Annotated in this window: 19 protein-coding genes and 1 pseudogene; 11 read left to right on the forward strand and 9 right to left on the reverse strand. The window is 64.0% G+C overall.

The genetic code is table 11. The features are described from left to right. From ACMO6A_RS13645 to ACMO6A_RS13655, 3 genes and pseudogenes are all read right to left on the reverse strand, one after another. A pseudogene (locus ACMO6A_RS13645) lies at positions 1 to 642 on the reverse strand (peptidase S8); the annotation flags it as partial. Between the two features lie 110 nt (positions 643 to 752). Next, complete coding sequence (locus ACMO6A_RS13650) at positions 753 to 1,340, reverse strand: hypothetical protein (protein ID WP_114551097.1); 588 nt, start codon at positions 1,338 to 1,340, stop codon at positions 753 to 755. Positions 1,341 to 1,449: 109 nt separating this feature from the next. Further along, positions 1,450 to 1,641, reverse strand: a complete 192-nt coding sequence (locus ACMO6A_RS13655) for a hypothetical protein (protein WP_009608472.1) — start codon at positions 1,639 to 1,641, stop codon at positions 1,450 to 1,452. A gap of 41 nt (positions 1,642 to 1,682) precedes the next feature. Between ACMO6A_RS13655 and ACMO6A_RS13660 the strand changes: the two genes are divergently transcribed. The 6 genes from ACMO6A_RS13660 (at position 1,683) to ACMO6A_RS13685 (ending at position 5,572) form a co-directional block, all read left to right on the forward strand. Next, positions 1,683 to 1,919 (forward strand): hypothetical protein, encoded by a 237-nt coding sequence (locus tag ACMO6A_RS13660; protein ID WP_057385068.1) that lies wholly within the window; start codon positions 1,683 to 1,685, stop codon positions 1,917 to 1,919. A 41-nt stretch (positions 1,920 to 1,960) separates the two neighbouring features. After that, the gene (locus tag ACMO6A_RS13665; RefSeq protein ID WP_009305297.1) at positions 1,961 to 3,820 is read left to right on the forward strand and encodes a PP2C family protein-serine/threonine phosphatase; all 1,860 of its coding nucleotides are present in this window, start codon (positions 1,961 to 1,963) and stop codon (positions 3,818 to 3,820) included. A gap of 2 nt (positions 3,821 to 3,822) precedes the next feature. Further along, a complete protein-coding gene (locus tag ACMO6A_RS13670) occupies positions 3,823 to 4,128 on the forward strand; it encodes an STAS domain-containing protein (protein WP_021410015.1) in 306 nt (101 codons plus the stop codon). A 13-nt stretch (positions 4,129 to 4,141) separates the two neighbouring features. Next, positions 4,142 to 4,555, forward strand: coding sequence for an ATP-binding protein (locus ACMO6A_RS13675; protein ID WP_021409982.1), 414 nt, complete (start codon positions 4,142 to 4,144; stop codon positions 4,553 to 4,555). A 31-nt stretch (positions 4,556 to 4,586) separates the two neighbouring features. Beyond that, positions 4,587 to 4,865 carry a hypothetical protein gene (locus ACMO6A_RS13680; RefSeq protein WP_009305294.1) on the forward strand — a complete coding sequence of 93 codons (279 nt, stop codon included), beginning with the start codon at positions 4,587 to 4,589 and terminating at the stop codon, positions 4,863 to 4,865. 419 nt (positions 4,866 to 5,284) lie between these two features. Then, on the forward strand, positions 5,285 to 5,572 hold the full coding sequence (locus ACMO6A_RS13685) for a hypothetical protein (RefSeq protein ID WP_009305293.1): 288 nt from the start codon (positions 5,285 to 5,287) through the stop codon (positions 5,570 to 5,572). Between the two features lie 220 nt (positions 5,573 to 5,792). Here the strand turns inward: ACMO6A_RS13685 and ACMO6A_RS13690 are convergent, their stop codons facing one another. Next, on the reverse strand, positions 5,793 to 7,349 hold the full coding sequence (locus tag ACMO6A_RS13690) for a flavocytochrome c (RefSeq protein WP_021410022.1): 1,557 nt from the start codon (positions 7,347 to 7,349) through the stop codon (positions 5,793 to 5,795). 195 nt (positions 7,350 to 7,544) lie between these two features. Continuing rightward, positions 7,545 to 9,023: a LuxR family transcriptional regulator gene (locus ACMO6A_RS13695; protein ID WP_021410032.1), complete on the reverse strand. Its 1,479-nt coding sequence runs from the start codon at positions 9,021 to 9,023 to the stop codon at positions 7,545 to 7,547. Positions 9,024 to 9,249: 226 nt separating this feature from the next. Between ACMO6A_RS13695 and ACMO6A_RS13700 the strand changes: the two genes are divergently transcribed. Together ACMO6A_RS13700 and ACMO6A_RS13705 are read left to right on the forward strand one after the other, a co-directional pair. Then, entirely contained in the window at positions 9,250 to 10,704 is a 1,455-nt protein-coding gene (locus ACMO6A_RS13700; protein WP_021409983.1) for a sodium-dependent transporter, read from the forward strand. A 12-nt stretch (positions 10,705 to 10,716) separates the two neighbouring features. After that, positions 10,717 to 11,628, forward strand: coding sequence for an acetamidase/formamidase family protein (locus ACMO6A_RS13705; RefSeq protein WP_009305289.1), 912 nt, complete (start codon positions 10,717 to 10,719; stop codon positions 11,626 to 11,628). Positions 11,629 to 11,698: 70 nt separating this feature from the next. On the opposite strand, the gene ACMO6A_RS13710 is transcribed toward ACMO6A_RS13705, so the two are convergent. The 3 genes from ACMO6A_RS13710 to ACMO6A_RS13720 all read right to left on the reverse strand — a co-directional run bounded on the left by ACMO6A_RS13710 (position 11,699) and on the right by ACMO6A_RS13720 (position 15,501). Next, positions 11,699 to 12,736, reverse strand: a complete 1,038-nt coding sequence (locus tag ACMO6A_RS13710) for a threonine aldolase family protein (RefSeq protein WP_009305288.1) — start codon at positions 12,734 to 12,736, stop codon at positions 11,699 to 11,701. A 68-nt stretch (positions 12,737 to 12,804) separates the two neighbouring features. Continuing rightward, positions 12,805 to 14,070, reverse strand: coding sequence for a 4Fe-4S binding protein (locus ACMO6A_RS13715; protein ID WP_227111357.1), 1,266 nt, complete (start codon positions 14,068 to 14,070; stop codon positions 12,805 to 12,807). A gap of 78 nt (positions 14,071 to 14,148) precedes the next feature. Continuing rightward, positions 14,149 to 15,501: a response regulator transcription factor gene (locus ACMO6A_RS13720; RefSeq protein ID WP_418471429.1), complete on the reverse strand. Its 1,353-nt coding sequence runs from the start codon at positions 15,499 to 15,501 to the stop codon at positions 14,149 to 14,151. A gap of 396 nt (positions 15,502 to 15,897) precedes the next feature. On the opposite strand from ACMO6A_RS13720, the gene ACMO6A_RS13725 reads away from it, so the two are divergent. Beyond that, the gene (locus ACMO6A_RS13725; protein WP_192935129.1) at positions 15,898 to 16,896 is read left to right on the forward strand and encodes a hypothetical protein; all 999 of its coding nucleotides are present in this window, start codon (positions 15,898 to 15,900) and stop codon (positions 16,894 to 16,896) included. Between the two features lie 97 nt (positions 16,897 to 16,993). Next, positions 16,994 to 17,587: an iron-sulfur cluster assembly scaffold protein gene (locus ACMO6A_RS13730; protein ID WP_114519807.1), complete on the forward strand. Its 594-nt coding sequence runs from the start codon at positions 16,994 to 16,996 to the stop codon at positions 17,585 to 17,587. Positions 17,588 to 17,829: 242 nt separating this feature from the next. Here the strand turns inward: ACMO6A_RS13730 and ACMO6A_RS13735 are convergent, their stop codons facing one another. Further along, positions 17,830 to 19,959 carry an aldehyde ferredoxin oxidoreductase gene (locus ACMO6A_RS13735; protein ID WP_114519806.1) on the reverse strand — a complete coding sequence of 710 codons (2,130 nt, stop codon included), beginning with the start codon at positions 19,957 to 19,959 and terminating at the stop codon, positions 17,830 to 17,832. Positions 19,960 to 20,341: 382 nt separating this feature from the next. On the opposite strand from ACMO6A_RS13735, the gene ACMO6A_RS13740 reads away from it, so the two are divergent. Continuing rightward, the coding region (locus ACMO6A_RS13740; RefSeq protein ID WP_418471430.1) for a 4Fe-4S ferredoxin at positions 20,342 to 20,909 on the forward strand (568 nt) is incomplete at its 3' end.

Consider the following 20,909-nt stretch of genomic DNA (forward strand, 5'->3'; position numbering starts at 1 on the left):
CTGGTAGCCGGACAGGTCGGCAGCGGCCGTGCCGCTTGCATCCGCGCTCGCCGGAGCCGACGGCGCCGCGTCCGACGAATCCAGCCCCAATGCCGCAGCGACTTGCGGCGTGCTCTCATCGAGCGCCGTCTGATCGGGGTCGTCCAGCCGCTGCACGTAGTTCGGCTCGGCGGACAGGATGCGCGGGTCGTCCTGCAGCTGGCGCAGGAGATCCTCGGTTGAGGTACCCTCCTGCCGCACCAGCACCATGCTCACCGCGTCGTCTTCAGGTAGGGATCTTGCGCTGCGCAGGAGAACCGGGCCGTTGGAAACAGATTGTTCCAACGGCACGTCGACGCCCGTAGCGGTGGCGTACGTTTCGGCCGACGCGTCCATGAGCGGTTCGGCCGAGGAGAGCGGGTCGACGCTGCGCGAACGGAGGCTGTTTCGAGATGCCGCGTTGTCAACGACGACGAGAGCCTCGCCCTCGACGTAGTCTCCGGCAGCCAGCAGATCGGCGATCTCGCTCGTCTGCGTCTGGGCAGCTGCTTCGTTTTCATCGGCCCAAGCCGCTCGGGGAGCCCAGGGGATCAGCATTGCCGCCAACATAGTCGCCAGCAGCAAGCGAAGCGCGCCCTTCCCCTGCTTTATCGTTTCGTCCATCGCCGCGTCCCTTCTCTCGTGACCGCATATACTTCTTGTTGCAATTGCTCTTTTGGCAACTACGGCAACAGGCTCGGAAACCTGTGCAGGGGCACCTGGGCCGCTCGCGCTTACGCCTCGATGCCGCGGCTCTGGCGCATGATGTCGTAGGCCAGCCACGTGCAGGCGCCGATGACCAGCAGCGCCTTCTGGCTGCCCGAGCGCTCGACTTCGGCCTTGGCCTCGCCCACGATGCCCAGGTCGTGCTCCCTCTTCACCGCGTCGGCGAGGGTGGAGCACACCAGCAGGTAGATCACGTTGCCGATGAGCAGAAGAGGGCTGTTCTGGATGTACCAGTTGCCGTTGAAAAACCATCCGTACAGGATGGTCGCCAGGATGACCAGGGAGATGCCCCGGATGAGGATTCTAAACGGCCCGATCTTGCTTGCGTCCTTGGAGCCGCGCAGGCCGAATGCGGCGACGACGAGCTGAACCAAGCCCATGGCGAGGACGATGATTCCCAGAGCGACGGAGGTGGTGTCTGCCGTGGTCTCGGTATCGCCCAAAGTCATCGGCTGGTCCATTCCCATCGTGGCGGCCGACACTCCGAGCGCGATGAGGGAGGCGCCCGATAGGATTACCAGCACGCCGAGCACGATCATGATGATGGACACGACGTGCAGGGCTTTTTGGGTTCCGGTACGCGCTGGATTGCTCATAGCGTGTCCTTTATCGTAGAGGATTGATGAGGCGAAGTATGGGTGCGGCTTCTACCAGACGTCTGAAAGTGCCTGATGACGAGCGGTGCCAGGTTGCAAAGGGCAGTTGTTACTGAAGGGGTACGGGTTTCGGGGGGATGCCTGGCCCAAAACGAGACCATTCGCCCGACCCGGCCGATACGGCATCTAAGCCTTCATCTTCAAGCTCTTCCGGGGCCTTCCGCGCGTCGTCGATTGCCGCGTCGCGGTCGTGCTCCTTTGGAAGGGTCTTCGCGTGATCGTCTTTGTTGGAGTCATCCATAGCCTATCCGCCTTTCTCGTGTCCAGGGGGCGCTCGGCTTCGTGCCGGACGTTTCGAATTCCTTCAGTATAGAAACGGCCTTCGCGAAGGCAAGCAGCGCGGAACGAAAGACCGATCCCGGCGAACGAACGATCATGCACGATGCCAAGGTCAGCCGCTCGCTGTGCGGCGAGAGCCGCTCGCTCTGTTTGCCTTCGCTCGCTGAACTCGTCCTTCGTTCGCTGGAAATGGTCGTTCGTTCGGCGCGCCTTGCCAGCGATCGCCTGACCGGCCTATGATCGAACGAATATGCGATGAAGACGCGATGCGGGGGTGCTGCGTGAAAAACGACGAAAGGCGGGTGGAGCGGTCGTCCGGCCGAAACGATGGGCATGCGGGAAGGCTCATTCGCAAGCTGGCGCTCGTGTTCCTGGCGTTCGCCGTAGTGGCCGTGGTGCTCAACTGCGCACTCGCGTACGTCAGCACGCGCGATACCTTCCTGCAGTCCGAAGCCTACCGCTTGGGGCAGGTGGGCGGTTACGCCGCGAACGCCACTCCGCAGGCGCTTCCTTCGGATGCATTGCAAGCGTGGAAAGACAACGCTGACGAGTTGGACCCCGCGACGACGTACGATCAGAGCCTCGCGGAAACGCAGGGGCTGATAAGCGCTTACAATGCCGAAGTCGACAGGCTCAAGGGGTCGGAGGAGGAGGCGACCGAGGAGGATCAGGATCGTCTCGACGGCATGCTGGCGGAGTACGAGCGAAAAAGCATACCCCTCTCGCTCTATTCCCTGGACGCGATGCTCGACCGGCTGCGCGCTTCGTTCAGCGTGTCGAGGCTTGCGGTAGTTGTTCCGGACGAGCAGAACGAGACCGTCCTCTACGTTGCGGAGGGGATTTCCGGCGATCAGAAGCGCGGGGTGGATGCTCACTTCTTCGGCGACGAGGAGCAGCGCCTCAAAGCTGACTACCCCGCCTTGTGGGAAGCGGTCGAAACCGGCGAGCCCAGCACGGATCCCGCCCTTGCGCCGGACGGCGAAACGTACGCTATGTACGTGCCTTTTGCCGTGGACGGCCAGACCTGGGTTTACGAGGTGTCGATGGGCACCGACGAGCTGGAAGCTGCAGTGCGATCGCAGGTTGCCAGCACGGTGGTGGTGTCGTTCGCCGTGTTCGCGGTTTGCCTGACGGCTATGCTTCTGCTGCTCCGCCGCACCTTGGTGAAACCTCTCGTAGCGCTCAGCTCCCAGGTACGGGACTACGCTGCCAGCAAGTCCGCGGCCGTGGCCGACGTCATCCGCTCGCAGTGCTACCCGAAAGACGAAGTGGGCGATCTGGCTGCCAACACGGCCGACATGATCGACGAGCTGCAGGCTCACATGGACGACATCGCGCGCATGGGCGCCGAGCGCGAGCGGGCGCGATCCGAGCTCGCTGTGGCCAGCCGCATTCAGCTTTCGGCTCTGCCCACCGTGCGCCCGCCGTTCTCAGGATGCGATGACTTCGGGCTATCGGCATCCATGCACCCGGCAAAGGAAGTGGGCGGCGACTTCTACGACTTCTTCCTGATAGATCAGGATCACTGCGGCGTGGTAATAGCCGACGTATCCGGCAAGGGCGTACCGGCAGCGCTGTTCATGATGCGCGTCAAGGCTCTGCTGAACCAGCTCCTGCGCGAGGATCTCTCGCCCGACCAGGTGCTTGCTCGAGCGAACGACGGCCTGTGCGAGGACAACGAAGCCGGCATGTTCGTTACGGTGTGGCTTGGGGTGTTGGATTTGAGATCCGGCAAATTGGTTTACGCCAACGGCGGGCACAACCCGCCGCTGTACCGACACGCTGACGGTTCGGTCGAGTGGATGCGCGACCGGTCGGGTCTGCTGTTGGGCAGCTTCGAGGGTGTACCCTATCGCGTGTTCGAGCGCACCATGATTCGGGGCGACTCCCTGATCCTGTACACCGACGGAGTGACCGAGGCCATGGATGCGTCGGATCATTGTTACGGCGACGAACGCTTGTTCCAGCTGGTGGAGCGGGAGTGCGACGGATACCCGGCATCCGTGTCGGGCGTTATCGAGGAGGACGTGCGCGCCTTTGCGGAAGGGGCCGATCAGGCCGACGACATCACGCTGCTGGTGCTGCGCTACGACGGACAGGAAAACGGCCCCGCGGCGTCGGCGGCCGGGAATCGAGGGTGACCATGGATGTGAACATCGCAGTAGACTATTTCGGAGACGAGGCGGTTCTCAAGTTGGGAGGGCATCTGAACACCAATACGGCTGCCGATTTGGAGGAGGCTCTTGAGCCGGTGTTCGAGCGCACGAGCAAGGTGGTGCTCGACTTCGCCGACCTGGAGTACCTGTCGTCGGCGGGTCTTCGCGTGTTGGTGGCCACGCAAAAGCGGGTCACAGCCGCGGAAGGAACTCTGCGTATCGTGAACGCCAGCGACGACATTCGCGAGGTGTTCGACATCACGGGTCTTATCGACGTCTTCGACGTGGAGTAGGAAGGTGGAGGCGGTGCAGACGTGCACCATGCGCATCGAGGCGGCGTTGGGCAACGAGCCTGCTGTGCAGCGGTTCCTGACGGAGGCTTTGGGGACGACGGAGTGCCCGCCCAAGGCGCGCAAGGAGCTGCGCTTGGCGGTGGAGGAGCTGTTCGTGAACGTGGCTCGCTATGCGTACGACCCCGGGTCGGGCGATGTGGAGGTGTCGGTGTCTCTCGCGTCCGACGGGTGCGGGGCGAGGGTGGTGCTGCGCGACGGCGGCGTGCCGTTCGACCCGTTCGGGCACGCCGACCCCGAGGCTCCCCGCTCGGTGGAGGAGACTCCCATCGGGGGTTTGGGCATCATGATGGTCAAGCGTCTGATGGACGCGCATTCGTACCGCTACGTCGACGGGTGCAACGAAGTGACGATCGCGAAGCGCTGGTAGGGCGCGTCGCAGAAGGGAAGGGGTCTGAAGCATGGGATTCATGGGTACGGGTAAGAGCGCCGAGGATAAAGCGCTGGAGAAGCTGGCAACGTATCTGGAGAACATGGATCTGCGCCCGAAAGACGGGATGGTCCACGCGGGCGCGTTTGAAATGGCGGGCGGCTACAGCCGCAAGAACACGTCGCGCATCTTGAACGGCGTGCTGGAGTTCATGCAGAAGCAGGGCTACGAGATCCTGGACGTGCAGTTGTCGCCCAGCGGCATGGGAGACAGCCTGCTGTGCTGTCTGGTGCTGATCACGTACAAGTAGCGCTGCCTTGTGCTGCCGGTGTTTGCAGCTGCGAGGCTCTCGCAAACGCCGGCGTTCGCTTGGTAAAAGACCCCGGGGGTCTTTTCTGTCAGTGCGTGGTGTCGATTTTTCTCGAACAATAGCATTCGACAGCGCATGATCGTTGGCGCGAGGCGAACGATGGGGAACCGCCGCTGGGTGCGGCGGTGTTTGCTGCGTTTCGCGGGAAGCTCGTTCGTCCCGTCTTCGGCCTTGCTCGCATCTGGGCGATTGCGGGCGCGCTCTTTAGAACAGCTCTTCGTCATCAATGATTAAAAAGATTATATACTACGGTAGCGATCGTTGTTTTTTTGCTGCGGAGGGTTGCGTGGTCGACCCTTCGTTCCAGGGCATCGAGAGGATGACGCGCGGCGCCCTATACTCGGAGGTAAGGAACGGTGATGACAATGTTTGAGACGGCCGACATGAGCGAGATGGAGATTCGCGACGCATTCGGGTTCACGAAGACGAAGCCGATCGTATTCAAGGAGCGCGGGGAAGACGGGCAGACCATCAAGACGCTGTCGGTCTCGTCAATGAAGCTTATCCGACTCGATACGGATGGAAAGATGGGCTCGCTCGCCATCACGCTCGAAGACGGCCGCGAACTGAGGATATGCTCGGCGTACCTCAAAGAGATGCAGGCTGCACGCTTCACGTTCGAGACGAAGGTGGACGACGAGGAGTAGCAAGGGTTGCGGCGGTTCCGCTTGTTTTCGTTCTTCTATTCGAGCCGCTGCTTGGTCGGGGGTTCGCTTGTCGCCCTTCCGGGAGGCGGGGCGGCGCGAGTTGGTTGGTAGGGGGCGCGTTGTCGCATGAAAGCCTCGCTCTTGGCGGCAAAACCGCGGCTTTCGGGCGACAAACGATGCGGCGTGCGAGCGGGGGTCGGCACGCCGCATCGCGCAGATGCTAGGCGCCCTGCTCCTTGGCGGCGTTTTGGCCGGCGATGCGGCCGTTCACCAGGCAGTCGGCCGTGGCGCAGGAGCCCAGACGACACGCGCCGTGGATGCCGCCCACCGCTTCGCCCGCTGCATACAGGCCGGGGATGACCTGCAGGTCCATGTCGACGACGCGGCACTCGAGGTCGGTTTTCACGCCTCCCATGCAGTGGTGCACCTTCGGCCACAGGCGCACGCCGTAGAACGGCGGCTCGTCGATGGTTTGGGCGTCGTCGGGGATTGGCTTCTTGAAGTCCTCGTCCAGCTTGTTCGCCACGAACGTGTTGTAACGGGCGATCTCCTCCTTCACGGCATCAACCGGCATGCCGTAGTGCTCGGCTGCTTCTTCGATGGACGAGAACTCGGTGGTGATGCCGGCCTTCAGCGCGCCCTCCAGGCCGCTGCCGCCGTCGTACAGCGCCTTCTTGCACGTGATCTGCACGCACGGCTGGCCGGTTTTCAGGATGGCGTCGGCGTAGCGCTTGCGGTCGGTCAGCTCGTTGACGATGCGCTTGCCGGTGGCCACGTCCAGCGTGGGAGCATAGCTGGCCTGGCCGTCGGTGTAGAAGGCGGCGACGCCGTAGCCCTGCTCGTCCGGGCTCATGAAAGGCAGCAGCTGGATCCAGTCGGTGTGCACCGCCATAGCGCCGGCGGCCACCGAAGCGCGCAGGCTTTCGGCGGTGGCGCCTTCCTGGTTCGTGCAATCCACGGAGTCGTCGAGGCGCGGATCCTGTGCCTGGCGGAACGCCAGGTCGCGGCCGAATCCGCCGGTGGTCAGCACCACGGCCTTGTTCGCCTTGATGGCGACGGGCGTGCCGCTTTCCACGTCGTTGCCGCTGGGCTTGTCGTGCACGATGGCGCCGATCACGCGGCCGTTCGCGTCCTTCACCAGCTCGGTGAGCATGCGCTTCGTCTCGACTTCGACGCCCAGTCCCTTCAGCTTCTCGGCGAAGGGGCCCGTGACGTTCGCGCCGCCGCCGTCGCCCTGCGCGATGGAACGCATAACGGTGTGGCCTCCGTACGGGTAGAGGAAGTACTCGTCGTTGTCGTTCTTCGCCCAGGTGGCGCCCATCTCGATGGTCCACTCCCACGTCTCGTTGGACTTCTCGGCGATCACGCGGCACTTTTCCTTGTCGTTGAGGTGCAGGCCCGCCACCATCATGTCGTCCACGTACTGCTCGACGGAATCCTGCACGCCCTCGCGCTTCTGCACGCTGGAGTTGCACACGGCGAAGTCGCCGGCCGCAAGCGCCGAGTTGCCGCCGACGCGCGCCGTCTTCTCGATTACCTTGACGTCCGCGCCGGCGTTCTTCGCCTCAAGCGCCGCGGCCAGACCCGTGTACCCGCTGCCCACGACCAGGACGTCGCACTCCTCATCCCATTTCGTGTCGGAGCCGCTTGTGGCCGCCGATGCGGTCTGCTTATCCTGCGGTGTGCATCCCGCCAAGCCCAACGTTGCCAGCACGCCGGCCGCCGCCGCTCCCGTGATGAACGAGCGACGCGATACTCCTGTTTCGTTGATCCCCATTACTGCCTCCTCCAATGATGGTTTCACGTGCTCGATGCGCCGTCGGGGCGCATCTCGTGAAACCACCTTACGGACGCAAACGGGCGCGCGCACCCCACCCGAAGCGGGAAACTGCGAAACCCCCCTTGAGGTGGGGTGCGCGATCAGGGGTTATAGGAGGGGAATCGTTAAAGCGAACTTCAGGATGAGCTTGCTTTAACGGCGAGATCCGTCGAGCTCCCCATGCACGAGGTCGATGATCTCCTGCTTGCTGTGCACGTTGAGCTTCGCGTAGATGGTCTTCTGGTAGCTCTTCACTGTGTTCTTCGACAAAAACAGTGTCTCGCAGATGAACGCAAGGTCGCGCCCTTGGGCAAGCAGGTACAGGATGTCCTTCTCGCGGTTCGTCAACCCGTGGTCGTCGGCCAGCGCGTCGCAGCGCAGCTTGCGCACGCTCTCCTGCTCCTGCGCGAAACGCCCGAGCAGCTCGTCCGCCGCGCGCGCCTGCGATTCGGCGCGCTTGCGCTCGTGCGAGTTCACCATCCAGATGACCATGAGGATGAGGTACAGCAGGAAGAACGCCACCGCCGTGGTGCGCACGAAGTCGGCCGTGCTGCCCACGCCCAGCAGCTGCGCCACGTTCTGCCCCACGAACAGGCCGAAGCGCGGCAGCGCGTACGCCAGCGAGATGCCCACGAGCAGCTTCGTACGGCAGTGCGCGTAGGTGGTGACCACGAGGTAGAACAGCGCCAGCATGACGAGCTTCCATCCGGCGGCGGCCAGGATGTTCAGCGACACGGCGTAGTCGTTCGACAAAAACGGCAGGAACAGGATGCCGGTAGCAAGGATGCCGAACACCACGTTGAACAGCATGGACGGGTTCGGCTTCGAACGGGTTCCGAAGTACGCGAGGAACACGGCCGCCGCCGCGATGCCTCCGAACTGCGAGATGAGGATCGACGCGGCGGGCGAGGCGCTGGTGCCCGTCGCCGCGGTGTCGAGGATGCCGTACACGATGGACAGCGCGAACGTGCACACTCCCGATACGAGGAACACGTTGAGGAAATCGTGCTTCGAGAGCGCCCCGCGGGCATGCGACGGGGGATCGCGGCGTTCGCTTCCATCGGCTTCCGCACGGTACGCGAAGCCCAGGCACAGCGCCGACGCGCCGAGCAGCACCGCGTACGCTGCCAGCGAAACGGCGTCGGGCGCGAACCCCAGCAGCATGTTCGCCGCCATGCCGCCCAACGACATGATGCCGAACGCGATGGCGATGCGGCGCGACGAGTAGCGTGCGAACGCCTCGAAATAGAAGGGCATGACCAGTCCCATGCCGATGCCGGCCGCTATCGCCGAAGCGGCGACAACGGCAGGGTCGAGCGACTTCGTCGCGGCGAAGAACGTGCCGCCCAACGCCAGCGCGAAGCCGGCGTAACCCGCTGCAAGGCACGCCGTGCGGCCGAGGGGCAGTTTCGAACGCACGAGCAGCGAGAACAGCAGCGAAGCGGCGAGGATGGAGGGATTCAGCACGTTGTCGAACGCCGTGGGCGCAAAGCCCGGCCGTCCGACCAGCCAGCTGGAATAGAAGAACGACACGCACACGGCGTACAGGCATGTGAAGCCGATGACGGCGACAAGGTAGCGTCGGTCGGAACCGAGCTGCCCTGCGTCCTGCTGCTTGTCGGTGTTCCCCATATCCCCTCCGTCGTGACCCCCGAGGCTGCGTCGCATCATTATAATGCGCCCGCGACGGGTTTCGCGCGGCATCGTCGTAAGCGCGTGCGGAGCGTATCGGGGCAGCAACGTCGTTCGAAACGCTGCGAAATAACGGTCAAAGCCTCATCCATACGATTCTTGCGCTACAATCGTAACGCTTTTCTTACAGGCAATTTCGTGCAAGAATCATCGGGAGAGGTATGGTATGAGCAACGGCAAGGGGGCCGGCGCGGCGAACGAGGCCGGGGCAGGCGTCGCCAAGCGCGAACGGTTCGGGTCGCGTTTGGGCTTCATCTTGATTTCCGCGGGGTGCGCCATCGGTTTGGGCAACGTATGGCGCTTTCCCTACATCACGGGCGAGTACGGCGGCGCGGCGTTCGTGCTGATGTACCTCGTGTTCCTCGTCATCCTGGGCCTGCCCGTCATGGTGATGGAGTTCGCCGTGGGCCGTGCCAGCCAGAAGAGCTCGGCGGCGGCGTTCGACACGCTGCAGCCGTCGCGAAAGTGGCATTGGTTCTCGTGGTGGGGTTACATCGGCTGCATGGTGCTCATGATGTTCTACACCACGGTGGGCGGCTGGATGCTGTCGTTCGTGGTGAAGATGGGCACGGGCGCGTTCAACGGCTTGGACAGCGCGGGCGTCGGCGCCGTGTTCAACGACATGCTGGCGAACCCCACCGAGTTGGTGGGCTGGATGCTCGTGGTCATCGTGCTGGGCTTCCTCGTGTGCAGCCTGGGGTTGCAGAAGGGCGTCGAGCGCATCACGAAGGTGATGATGATCTGCCTGTTGGGCATCATGGCCGTGCTCGTGGTGCGCGCGGTCACGCTGCCGGGCGGCTTGGAGGGTCTCAAGTTCTACCTCATCCCCGACTTCGGCAAGCTGTTCGCGGGCGCGACGACGGCTGAGCAATGGGCCACGTTCGGCGACGCGGTGTACGCGGCCATGGGCCAAGCGTTCTTCACCCTGTCGCTGGGCATTTCGGCCATGGAAATCTTCGGCAGCTACATCGGCAAGGAACGCTCGCTCACCGGCGAGGCGCTGCGCATCTGCGGTTTGGACACCGCGGTGGCGCTTGTGGCGGGCCTCATCATCTTCCCGGCGTGCTTCGCGTTCGCGGTGGAGCCGGGCAGCGGACCGGGGCTCGTGTTCGTCACGCTGCCCAGCGTGTTCAACCAGATGCCGCTGGGGCAGCTGTGGGGCGCGCTGTTCTTCGTGTTCATGAGCTTCGCCGCGCTGTCCACCATCATCGCGGTGTTCGAGAACCTCATCAGCTGGTCGATGGACAAATGGAATTGGACGCGCAAGACGGCGGTCGCCCGCACGGCCATCATCGTGACGGTGCTCAGCCTGCCGTGCGCCCTTGGGTTCAACGTGCTGGCGGGCGTGCAGGTTCCGGCCATCGGCGACATCCAGTCCATCGAGGACTTCATCGTGTCGAACAACCTGCTGCCGCTGGGCAGCTTGTTCTACGTGCTGTTCTGCGTGACGAAGGGCGGTTGGGGCTGGGACAACTTCCTGGCTGAGGCCGACACGGGCAAGGGCGTGAAATTCCCGGCTTGGTCGAAATTGTGGCTGAAGTTCGGCATTCCGGCGCTTATCATCATCATATTCGTCATGGGCTACGTGCCGAAGTTCGCCACGTGGCTGGGGCTGTCGTAGAAGGAGGACTTCATGCAGGTTATCACCGATCAGGTTCTGGCGTTTTCCAAGGACAACGCGCCGTGCGCGACCGCGCAACCGGGCGAGGTGCTGCTGTTCAAGACGCAGGATTGCTTCGCCGGGCGCATCCCCAACGAGGATGTCACCATGAAGGATCTCAACTTCTCGTACGGGTTCACGAACCCGGCGGCCGGCCCCGTGTACATCGAGGGCGCCGAGCCGGGCGACGTGCTGGTGGTGGATATCTACGACGTGCAAGTGGCCGACCATGGCGTAATCGCCACCGACGACCACTGCGGACCGCTGTACCAAACGACGGATTACCGCAGCAAGATCATCCCCATCGAGGACGGCATGGCCGACTTCAACGGCGTGAAGTTCCCCATCGACCCGATGATCGGCGTCATCGGCACCGCGCCCGACGGCGAGGACGTCATCGACGGCTTCGTGGGCGCGCACGGCGGCAACCTGGACAACAAGCTGATCACGAAGGGCACGCGTATGTACTTCCCCGTGCGCGTGCCGGGCGCGCTGCTGCAAATGGGCGACGTGCACGCCACCATGGGCGATGCCGAGCTGTGCGGCACGGGCATCGAGATCGCGGCCGAGATCACGGTGAAGGTGTCGCTGGTGAAGGACTTCGAGCTGAACTGGCCCGTGCTGGAGACGTTCGGCCCGCACGGCAAGTGGTACGTGAACGCCAGCGCGCAGGAGTTCGACGAGGCTCTGATGAACGTCTCGAAGGAGATGCAGCGCCTGCTCATGCGCATCACGGGTTGGGATGCCGTCGATACGTATATGTACATGTCGGTGCAAAGCGACGTGGAGTTGAGCCAGGCCTGCAAGCCCTGCGAGGTGCAGCTGAGCCTGCGCATGGGAACCCCGAAGCTGCCCCAGTTCCCGCCGCTCGTGCCGCAGCCGTAGCACGAGCGCTCGCGCCAAGAACGCAACGAAGCCCCGGCTCGCCGTAAAGCGAGCCGGGGCTTTTATCGTGTTACAGCAGCGCCAGAAGCTCGTTCACGCTTTCGGGACGGGTGGCCCAGCTGGTGGCGAAGCGGACGACGGTGCGGCCGTCGGGCGTGCGCTCCCAGAAGCCGAACGACGCATGTTCGGCCAGGCGCTCCTTCGTCTCGTCGTCCAGGATGACGAACTGCTGGTTCGTCGGCGAGTCGATGGCCAGCTCGTAGTCCTTCGCGCGGAAGCCCTCGGCGATGCGCTGCGCCAGCTCGACGGCGTGGCGCCCGATGTGCTGGTAGCGCAGCTCGCCGTCCTCCTGGCCGAACAGCACGTCGAACTGCAAACCCAGAAAGCGGCCCTTCGCCAGCAGCGCCCCGCGCTTCTTCATGAGCGTGAAGAAGTGGTCGTCCAGCCCCGGCTTCGTGAACACCACGGCCTCGCCGCAGAACGCGCCCACCTTTGTGCCGCCGATGTAGAACGCGTCGCACAAGCGTGCGATGTCGGCCAGCGTGACGTCGGCGCCCACGGCGGCCAGGCCGTAGCCCAGACGCGCCCCGTCCATGAACAGCCTCATGTCGAAGTCGCGGCACACCTGCGCCAACGCCTCCAGCTCGGCCAGCGAGTACACGGTGCCGTACTCGGTGGGGTGCGAGATGTACACGGCGCCCGGTGCCACGATGTGCTCGCGGTTCTCGTCGCCCCAGTACGCCTCGCACAGCGCGCGCACGTCGGCGGCCACCAGCTTGCCGTCGACGTGCGGCAGCGGCAGCGTCTTGCGCCCGCACGCCTCCACGGCGCCGGCTTCGTGCGCGGTGATGTGGCCGGTGGTCGCCGACACGATGCCCTCCCAGGGCCGCAGGATCTGGTCGGCCACGGCGGCGTTGGCCTGCGTGCCTCCCACCAGAAAGTACACGTTCGCGTGCGGGCACGCGCACGCTTCGCGGATGCGCTCGCGGGCGGCGGCGCACACCTCGTCGGTGCCGTAGCCGGAGGTCTGGTCGAAGTTGGTGGCGGCCAGGCGTTCGAGGATAGCGGGATGGGCACCCTCCATATAGTCGCTGTCGAAGTGGAGCATCGTGGCGTCGGTTCCTTTCTGATGAGGGGGTATGGTAGCAGGCGGGCGGTGTTGCGAATCGTCCGCGGTCAGCGGCGGCTGGGAAGCACGCGGCGCTTGGGTATGACGATGGCGCGCGGCTCGAGCGCGAACAGCTCGGAGACGGTGAGCGTCTCCTCGCAGGAGATGGCGCCGTAGCGACAGGTTTCGGTACAGGTGCCGCAATCGCGGCAGAGCGCGGCATCGAATTCCAGCAGGGTGCGCCCACCTGGCGCTTTGCCGGCTTTGCGCAGCGCCTGCGTGGGGCAGAAGCCCGCGCATAGCGCGCAGCCCGAGCAGCGCTCGGGATCGATGTCCACGCGCGGTGCAAGCGCGCGCGGCACGACGGCATCGCCAGCCGGGAGGCCCGCGGCGTGCAGGTCGTCCAGCAGCTGCCAGCGGCGGCGGTCGGGCTCGGGCTCGGGAGCGTCGGCGGTGCTTCGGCCGGTCAGCGCGTCCATCTGCGCCGACGCTGCATCGGTGGCCGCCTCCGCCAGCGCCGAGCGCGCTTGCGAGAACAGGCCGCGCCGCGACACTTCGCCTGCGGCGTCCTCGTCCTCTGTCGCGGCTATATCGTCGACGGTTTCGACGATGCTCGCGGCGGCGTCGAACTGCCACGTGTCGAGGATGCGTTGGGCGGAACGCACCGTTTTCGGAAGGTCCACGACGGCTTCAGCGTACTCGCACGAGGCGCACGGAGCCGTCAGCAACGCGATGCGCTGCGCGCCCGCGCACGCCATGTGCACGATGAGCGCCTCGTCCACCCACGCCAGACAGGGAAGGGCGACCGTGCGCTCGGCATCGATGCGACCCGCGCGCAGGGCGCGCTCGCACGCGAATCCAGCGCAAGCGGGAGCGACTGCGGCTTGCGGAGCCTCGACCTGGGCTTCCGCATCGCGCGTCCCGATCGAATCTCCCTGACCCTCGGCCTCTTCCACCGCAAAACCCGCCGCCCGCTTCGCCGCCGCGGCTCCCGCCCGCGCGCTCGCTTCCAGCAGCGCATCGTCGTCGAGCGGCGCTGTCGCCAAAAGCGCGGCGGTGGGGCACGCCGTGACGCATCGGCCGCAGCGCACGCAGGCGTCATCGTCGATGCGCGGTCCGGCCGGGCCGTTTTTCGCCACGGACCCGTATGCGGCGGCGGGCGACGCCTCCGTATCGCGCTCCAACCCGACGGCGATCGCGTCGACCGGGCACGCTTCGGCACAGCGCGTGCAGGTGGAGCCCAGATCGCGCTCCGGCAGACAGCGCTCTTCATGCAGCAGCGCCACCATCGGTCGCTCGGCCAGGCGTTGCGCTATGTCGATGAGATTCGGCATCCCGTTCCCCCAGGGTCTTCTTTCGTCTCTTCGTCTGCCGACGCATGCCGTATGCGCGGCGAGCGCCGGCATCCTATTCTACGACGCGTACTGTTCAAGATAGTCGAGGATCTCCTGACGGGAGTGCAAGCCGGTTTTAGCGTAGATTCGCTTGATGTGGGCATGCGCCGTGCCCTGCGTGATGAACAGCTCTTCGGCCACGCGCTTCTGCGTGTAGCCGAGCGCATACAGCGCCATCACCTCGATCTCCCGATCGGACAACAGGAACTGCTTGCCCATCTCTTCGGCGTTGTGCTTCATGGAGGCCTGTCGCATGTCCGCAAGGCTTTCGTGTTCGTCGAGTCCCATGATCTTGAGCATGCTCTGTCGTCGTGCGCTCTGCTCCTCCTGTTCCTCGGCGTTGCGACGCGTGATATTGAGGAATTGCACGAACACCACTTGCGTGGAGAGGACCACCATGGTACCCATCGCGGCGCTCATGAGCATGTCGTTGGAGAACAGCTCGTGAGCCGCCAGCAACGCGATACGCGCTACGGCGCGGCAGCCTAGCCACACCAGCCATCCTGCGATGGCGTAATAGTACGGGTCGCGCCATCCGTAGCTCATGAACGCGATGATGACGTACCAGGTGAATCCCACCATGAGCGCGTTGAGCGTGGTGGTGAATACCGCTCCTATGTCCAGCATGTCGGGAAATCCGGCATAGGCGATCAGCGCGAAGCAGGCCAGCAGCTCCATGATCACGAAAATCCCTACGGTCATGACGCGTTCTCGCCGCTTCAGCACCAATACGATCAACGCGGCGCTCACGCCGATGGTCAGCGCAGCGTACGCGATGCGCGTAGCGGGCGTGAACGCGATAGAGGTGCCGTCGGGGTAGCCGCGCAGCAAGCCGATTACGATAGAAAGGCATCCGATGCCCAGTGCAGTGGCAGTGAGGAACTGCTTGCTTTGCAACATGGTTTTTGAGAATCCGAAGTAATCGTTGGCCTGCGTTGGCGAGACGATGTCATGCGGTTGGCGTTGCCTGCGCGCCCATATTATGCAGGGATATTGCAGCAGCACGAGCGCGGCGGCAACGAAGTTTCCCGCGAATACGGGCAGCAGCGTGCACAGATAAATCTCCACTTCGCTGATGATGAGCGCGGCGAACACGAAGACGGCAGCCGTGGTCGTGCTCGTTCCGCGGGCGCGGCACAGCCAATAATAGATGGCGCCTGACGACACGAGGGTGCACAGCGAGCTCAGCGCGAAGCGCTCGATTTCGTCGCCGATGCCGAAAAGGTCGAATACGGCGAGAGCCATCAGCACAAACGCTTCCAGTGCGACGCATGTGCGCATGATCACGTTGGTGACGTGCTTGCTGATCGTTCGTTTGCTGAGGACGATGAAGACCAGGAACAAAGCCAAGACGACTAATGCCACCAGCATGGCGCCGTCGGTGAAAATACCTTCGTCGGTGCTGGTGTAGCTTCCATAGCTGGCGACGATCAGTCCGGCCCGCCCGAAAGCCAGACCAAGGATAAGCGGCCAGAGCGGCGCGAAGCGATGTGCCGCCCCCTCGAGTCCGTTGCGGGCCTGGTTTTGCTCGGCGCCTGTTGGAGTCGGTGCTGTTGTCGTGCGTGCGCCCAACCGTACACTCCCTCCCCGTGCTTGGTACGTAGTCGACGCGGACGCGTCCTCCATTCACCTCGATTTATCCTCAAAGAGGGGATGGCGGATGCGCGCCGTGGGTCATCATACCATACGAAAAACAACGCAGGGGAAAGGAGCGATGCGGTGGTTGACTTAGAAGCTCAGCGAATTCGAGACGAAGTGATCCGGGCTATGGCTGAACAAGGAGAAGATATCGAATCGCTCGGTTTGAAGGTTCCCGACGAAGCGGAAAGCGTCAGCGCGCCTATAGCGATGCCCGCATGGGAGCGTGTTGCCGAAACGGCTGCCGATAGTCGCGAGGGGGAAGCTGCCGAGGCGCAATTGAGCGACGAAGAGGTCGAGCGTCTGTTTCTGACGGCGGTATTCGATGACGTGCGCGCGCAGTCTGCGGATGCCAAGCTTGTTCAGCCGTCGCAGTGGTTGAAGGCGGGCCTCGTACCGGCGCATTTCTCGGCCGAAGACTGGGAGATGTTCGTGTACGAGTACCTTGAGGATCGCAGGGCTGAGCGCGACGCGCGCGTCGTTGCGGCTTCCGCGACCCCCGTTCGCACGGCGACCCGTGCGGTGGGCGTTCCCCGCATTCTGCGCACGGAGGAGGAGCCCGAGTCGGAAGGCGCTGCGACGGCGAAGGGCGCAGAAGAGCCCCGCCAGCCCGAGCGCAGCTCCGAAGCCTCAGAGGAGCTCCGTCATCCTGAGCGCAGCGCCGAAGGCGCGGAGTCGAAGGATCCCGAGCGGCGCGATAGCGCACAGGATGCCGAAACCCTGGCCGATCCTCCGTGCGTTCCCTGCGACGATATCGTTGCGCTCGTCGGCAAGCACAGCTACTACCTGTACTCCACCGAGCGCATGACCGATGCGTACGCGCGGTGGTCGTTCCTCGCCAGCGAGGACGATCGCGTGCTCACGTTCGTGGAGTGCGTGCGCGACGAATCGCGGAAGTACCCGCGCCCCATGGAGGCGTCGTCGCTGTCCAACGAGCCGTTCAACCTGTCGGCCGATGAAATCGACGAGTTGTGGCGCACCGTGCGCGACAGCGGCGCCTATCCGGACCTCGATACCGTCGCTGCGTCGAACGGCGACGTGTACTACTTCTCCACCGAGTACCTGACGCCCGCCTACGCCAAGTCGCTCGCAGAGTGGAACTCCGTCGAGCGCGACATGTTTCTGTAAACGCTATCGCGCCCGTTCGGCGTACTTGCATTAGTCGTCCTGAGCGAAGCGCTGCAGGCGCGGAGTTGCAGGATCTTGCTAGAAAGAGAGGTTTTCCATGGAAGACGAAGCTCGCAACGTGTACCGCGAGGTGCAGGATCGCCATGTGCTGCGCACGGCCGACGTGTACCAAACCGAGATCGAGGACGGCGTGACGGGCTACTCCGACACGCTGCTGTCCGTGGTTGCGAACTTCCGCAACGGCGGCGCCCCCGAAGGGTTCAACGCCCAGAGCATGGTGGGCAAGTCGAAGCGCGGAGAGGTGGCGCTGCGCCTGTTCGCCGTGATCGACCCCGACACGCGGACGTTCGTGCGCGCCGGCTTCAAAACGCGCGGCTGCCTGGCCGTCACGGGGTGCGCCAGCGTGGTGTGCTCCATGCTCGAAGGATGCACGTTCGACGAGGCGCTGGCCATCACGACCGACGACGTGAAGACGGCGCTCGACGGGGTTCCCGTGGACAAGGTGTACACGCTCCATTTCGCCATCGAGGCCGTCCGCGCCCTCATCGGCGATTATCTCGTTCGCCAAGGGGCCTCCCTCGAAGAGCTTGACGCAGTCGTCCCCTGCAACTCCCTGAGCGTCCCCTGCATGATCTGCGAGCACTGTTCTTTGAGATCCACGAGAGTGGAGTTGAAGATGGCGAATGCGTAGAGCCCCGTCATCCTGAGCGCAGCGACCGTAGGGAGCTGAGTCGAAGGATCCCGCGCGGCGCCAGCGGAAAACGCCGTGGCTATCGTTGCATGGGATCCTTCGACTTCGCGCTGACGCGCTGCGTTCGGGATGACAACCTGCTGCGCCCCCGGTTCCTGCCGGAAAAGAGAACGCCCCGGATTCGGGGCGTTCTCGTAGGGGGCGAGAGCCGCAGAGGGGTTGCGGCCCTGCGGAGGATTGCTCTACGGCAGCAGACCCAGGCTGTCCAGCTCTTCCTTCACGTCGGCCATGCCGTACTGGTCGAGGCAGGCGGCTGTCGGGCAGCCCTTCTCGTGATCCCAGCCGAATGTGTCGTACACCATGCCCAGGGCGGTTTGGAAGTCGTCGCGGTCCATCTTGATGGTGCCCTCGGTGAAAGGCTTTTTGTCCGGGTCGATATCGAACGTCCAGGCGCACATCACATCATGGACGTTGCGCATGTCGTTCTCGCCCCTGGTGCCGTCGTCCTTCGTCATGCCGCGCACGGTGTTGGCGCGCTGCAGCGTCATGATTCTGGCGCCGGCCTGGTACAGGTCGTCGGTGGTCACGTCCTCGCCGGTGACGGCCTTGAAGAACTTGGCCTCCAGGTCCAGGTCGCCGCGGTAGTTGCGCGCCTTCGTGGGGCTCATGGTCATGGGCCACGTCCAGTTGCACAGCGTCAGCGAGTCGTGCAGCACGTCGGTGACCACGCTCCACCAGGCGAAGTTCGCCTTGCGTTCGTTCATGGGTGTGTAGTTCTTGTTCTGGTCGATGGCGTCCTTGCCGCCCCACACCTCTTCGGCGATTTCCTGCTTCAGCTCGAAGGGCAGGCCGCAGCCTTGGAAGTTCACGGCCGAGTGGATCATGTCGTCGCGGTTGAACATCATGTTGTACACGCCGCCCACCTGGCCGAAGCACTCGATGGCGTGGTGCACGGGCCAGCCGCGGTAGTTGATCAGCTGGCTGGGCTGCTGATCGAACCAGCCCTTGTCGTCCCAGCGCTCGGTCCAGTGGTACGGGCCGTAGGCGATGTGGGCGATCTCGGAGTCGTTCTGGGCGATGTCGTTCAGCAGCTCCACCATGATGGTGGGGTCGTCGTTGTAGATGCGCTGCCAGTCGTACTTCGCCTTCTCCTCTTCGGGAAGTACGCGGTCGAACACGCCAGCCTTGATGCAGTGCGCCAGGTCGCGCCACAGCTGCGCGTAGTTGCACCACAGTCCCAGCTCGTCAATGGTGGTGCCGATCAGCGTGTTCCATACAATGCCCGACTCGCTGTCCTCGGCGATGCCCGTCTTGAGGATGCCCTCCATGTACTTGAACGGGAAGTTGGCCGCGCAGGTGTTTCCCGACGTGGTCTTGCCGCCCAGTTCTCCGGTGCGCTCGGTGCGCAGGTCGGAGTAGCAGTGGATGGGGCAGCCGTGGCAGCCGTCCATCTTGATGGTGTACTTCTCGGCCACCTCGCCCAGGTCGTACACCGACTTCATGCAGCGATAGCCCACCGTGTTCAGCTCGCCCGGCTTCGGCTCGCCCGTGTCGATGGGTCCGTCTTCGGCCATACCCCAGGTCAGACCGCTACGGGCGGACCAGCGGGATCCCTTGTCGTAGAATTCGGCCCATTCCTGCTGCGTCTGCGGAACCACGTGGTTGTTGTTGGAGCCGATGACCTCGCGCAGCATGTAGTCGGACAGGTCGGCTACGGCTTGCGGGTCCTTCACGTTCACGCTGCCGTTGCCCTGCACCACCAGCGCCTTGACGTTCTTCGATCCCATCACCGAGCCCGTGCCGGCGCCGGCGGAGTGGTTGCGCGCGTTGATGATGCACGCGTACGGAAGCAGGTTCTCGCCGGCGGGGCCGATGGCGGCCACGCACGCCTCGACGCCTTCCTTGCGGCACAGCATCTCGGTGGTCTCACGGGTGCCCATGCCCCACACGAAGCCGGCGTCCTTGATCTCCACCTTGTCGTCGACGATGTTCAGGTATACGGGGTGGTCGGATGCACCCTCCAGAACCACGGCGTCCCAGCCGGCCAGCTTGATCTTCGCGCCGATCATGCCGCCGCAGTGGGCGTCCACCACTAGGTGGTCCTTCGTGAACGTGGACAGCGAGCAGATGGTGGTGCGGCCGGCCAGGGGCACGCCGGAAGCCGTCAGCGGTCCTACGGCGAAGATGAGCTTGTTCTCGGGGGAGAAGGGGTCGGTGCCGGCGGGCACTTCGTCGTACATGATCTTGTTGGCCAAGCCCATGCCGCCGATGTACTCCTTGTAGGGGTCGGTCGGCTGCGTCGTGATCGAGCCCGTGCTCAGATTGACGCGGAGGATCTTACCGGCCCATCCATACGATGTTTCGTCAGCCATGTTGCATCTCCAAATCTTGGATAGATTACTGAGGTTCGGTGTTGTGTGGGAACCTGCGTGGGCGATGCGAGCGCTGACAACAATCGTCGTTCGCCAGTATGCCGACAGAGGCGGACGAGGCATCCCCTCTTTGAGGGTATTTTGAGGAACTAGCCGATCAGCGGTAAAAAGTACCTCAAAGAGGGGAGGGGCCGTGCACGGGGCCATCCTATACTTTCGTGCGTTGTGTGGGGCTGCGCGCGGAGCGATATCGAGCGCAAGCCGTCGCCGCGAACGTTCCATTCGGGGCGGTTCCCCTAAAAGGGGCATCGAACACTCGCGCGACGACGGGACGAGGAAAACGACACTCACCGTACCTATGTGAGGGAGGGAGCACTAGGCTATGTCAGATTCCAATCTGAACCAGAACACCTCCGAGGATACGAGCTTCCCGGCCGCTGCGCCGGAGACGAACGCATCCGCGCCCGCGCCTCAGAGCGCCGGGCCCGAAGAGGAGCCCAAGCAGAAAACCTTTACGCGCCGCACGGTGCTGGCAATGGCCGGCTGCGGCGTTGCCGGCCTCGTGGTCGGCGGCGTGCTGGCGTCGTGGGGCGTCACGTCGGCCTCGATCGCTTCGGGGCGCATCGAGATACGCACCACGCCCACGAAGATGATCGTGACCGACCGTGCCCGCTGCTCGGGCTGCCAGCGATGCGAGATGATGTGCACGCTGAAGAACGACGGTCGCGTGTGCCAGCACATAGCCCGCGTGCGCGTGTGGCCGAACTACAACTTCGGTGCCAGCGTCGATACCAAGGACGGCATCTACGATAACTGCGAGTTCACTGTCGAGCACTGCAAGCAGTGCGCCGACCCGGCATGCATGAACTACTGCCCGGTCCACGCGATCTACGCCGACGAAGAGTCCGGTGCGCGCACGGTGGACACGAAGAAGTGCATCGGCTGCGGCA

Origin of the sequence: Eggerthella sp. (assembly GCF_048329335.1) — a bacterium.
GTDB lineage: Bacteria > Actinomycetota > Coriobacteriia > Coriobacteriales > Eggerthellaceae > Eggerthella > Eggerthella lenta.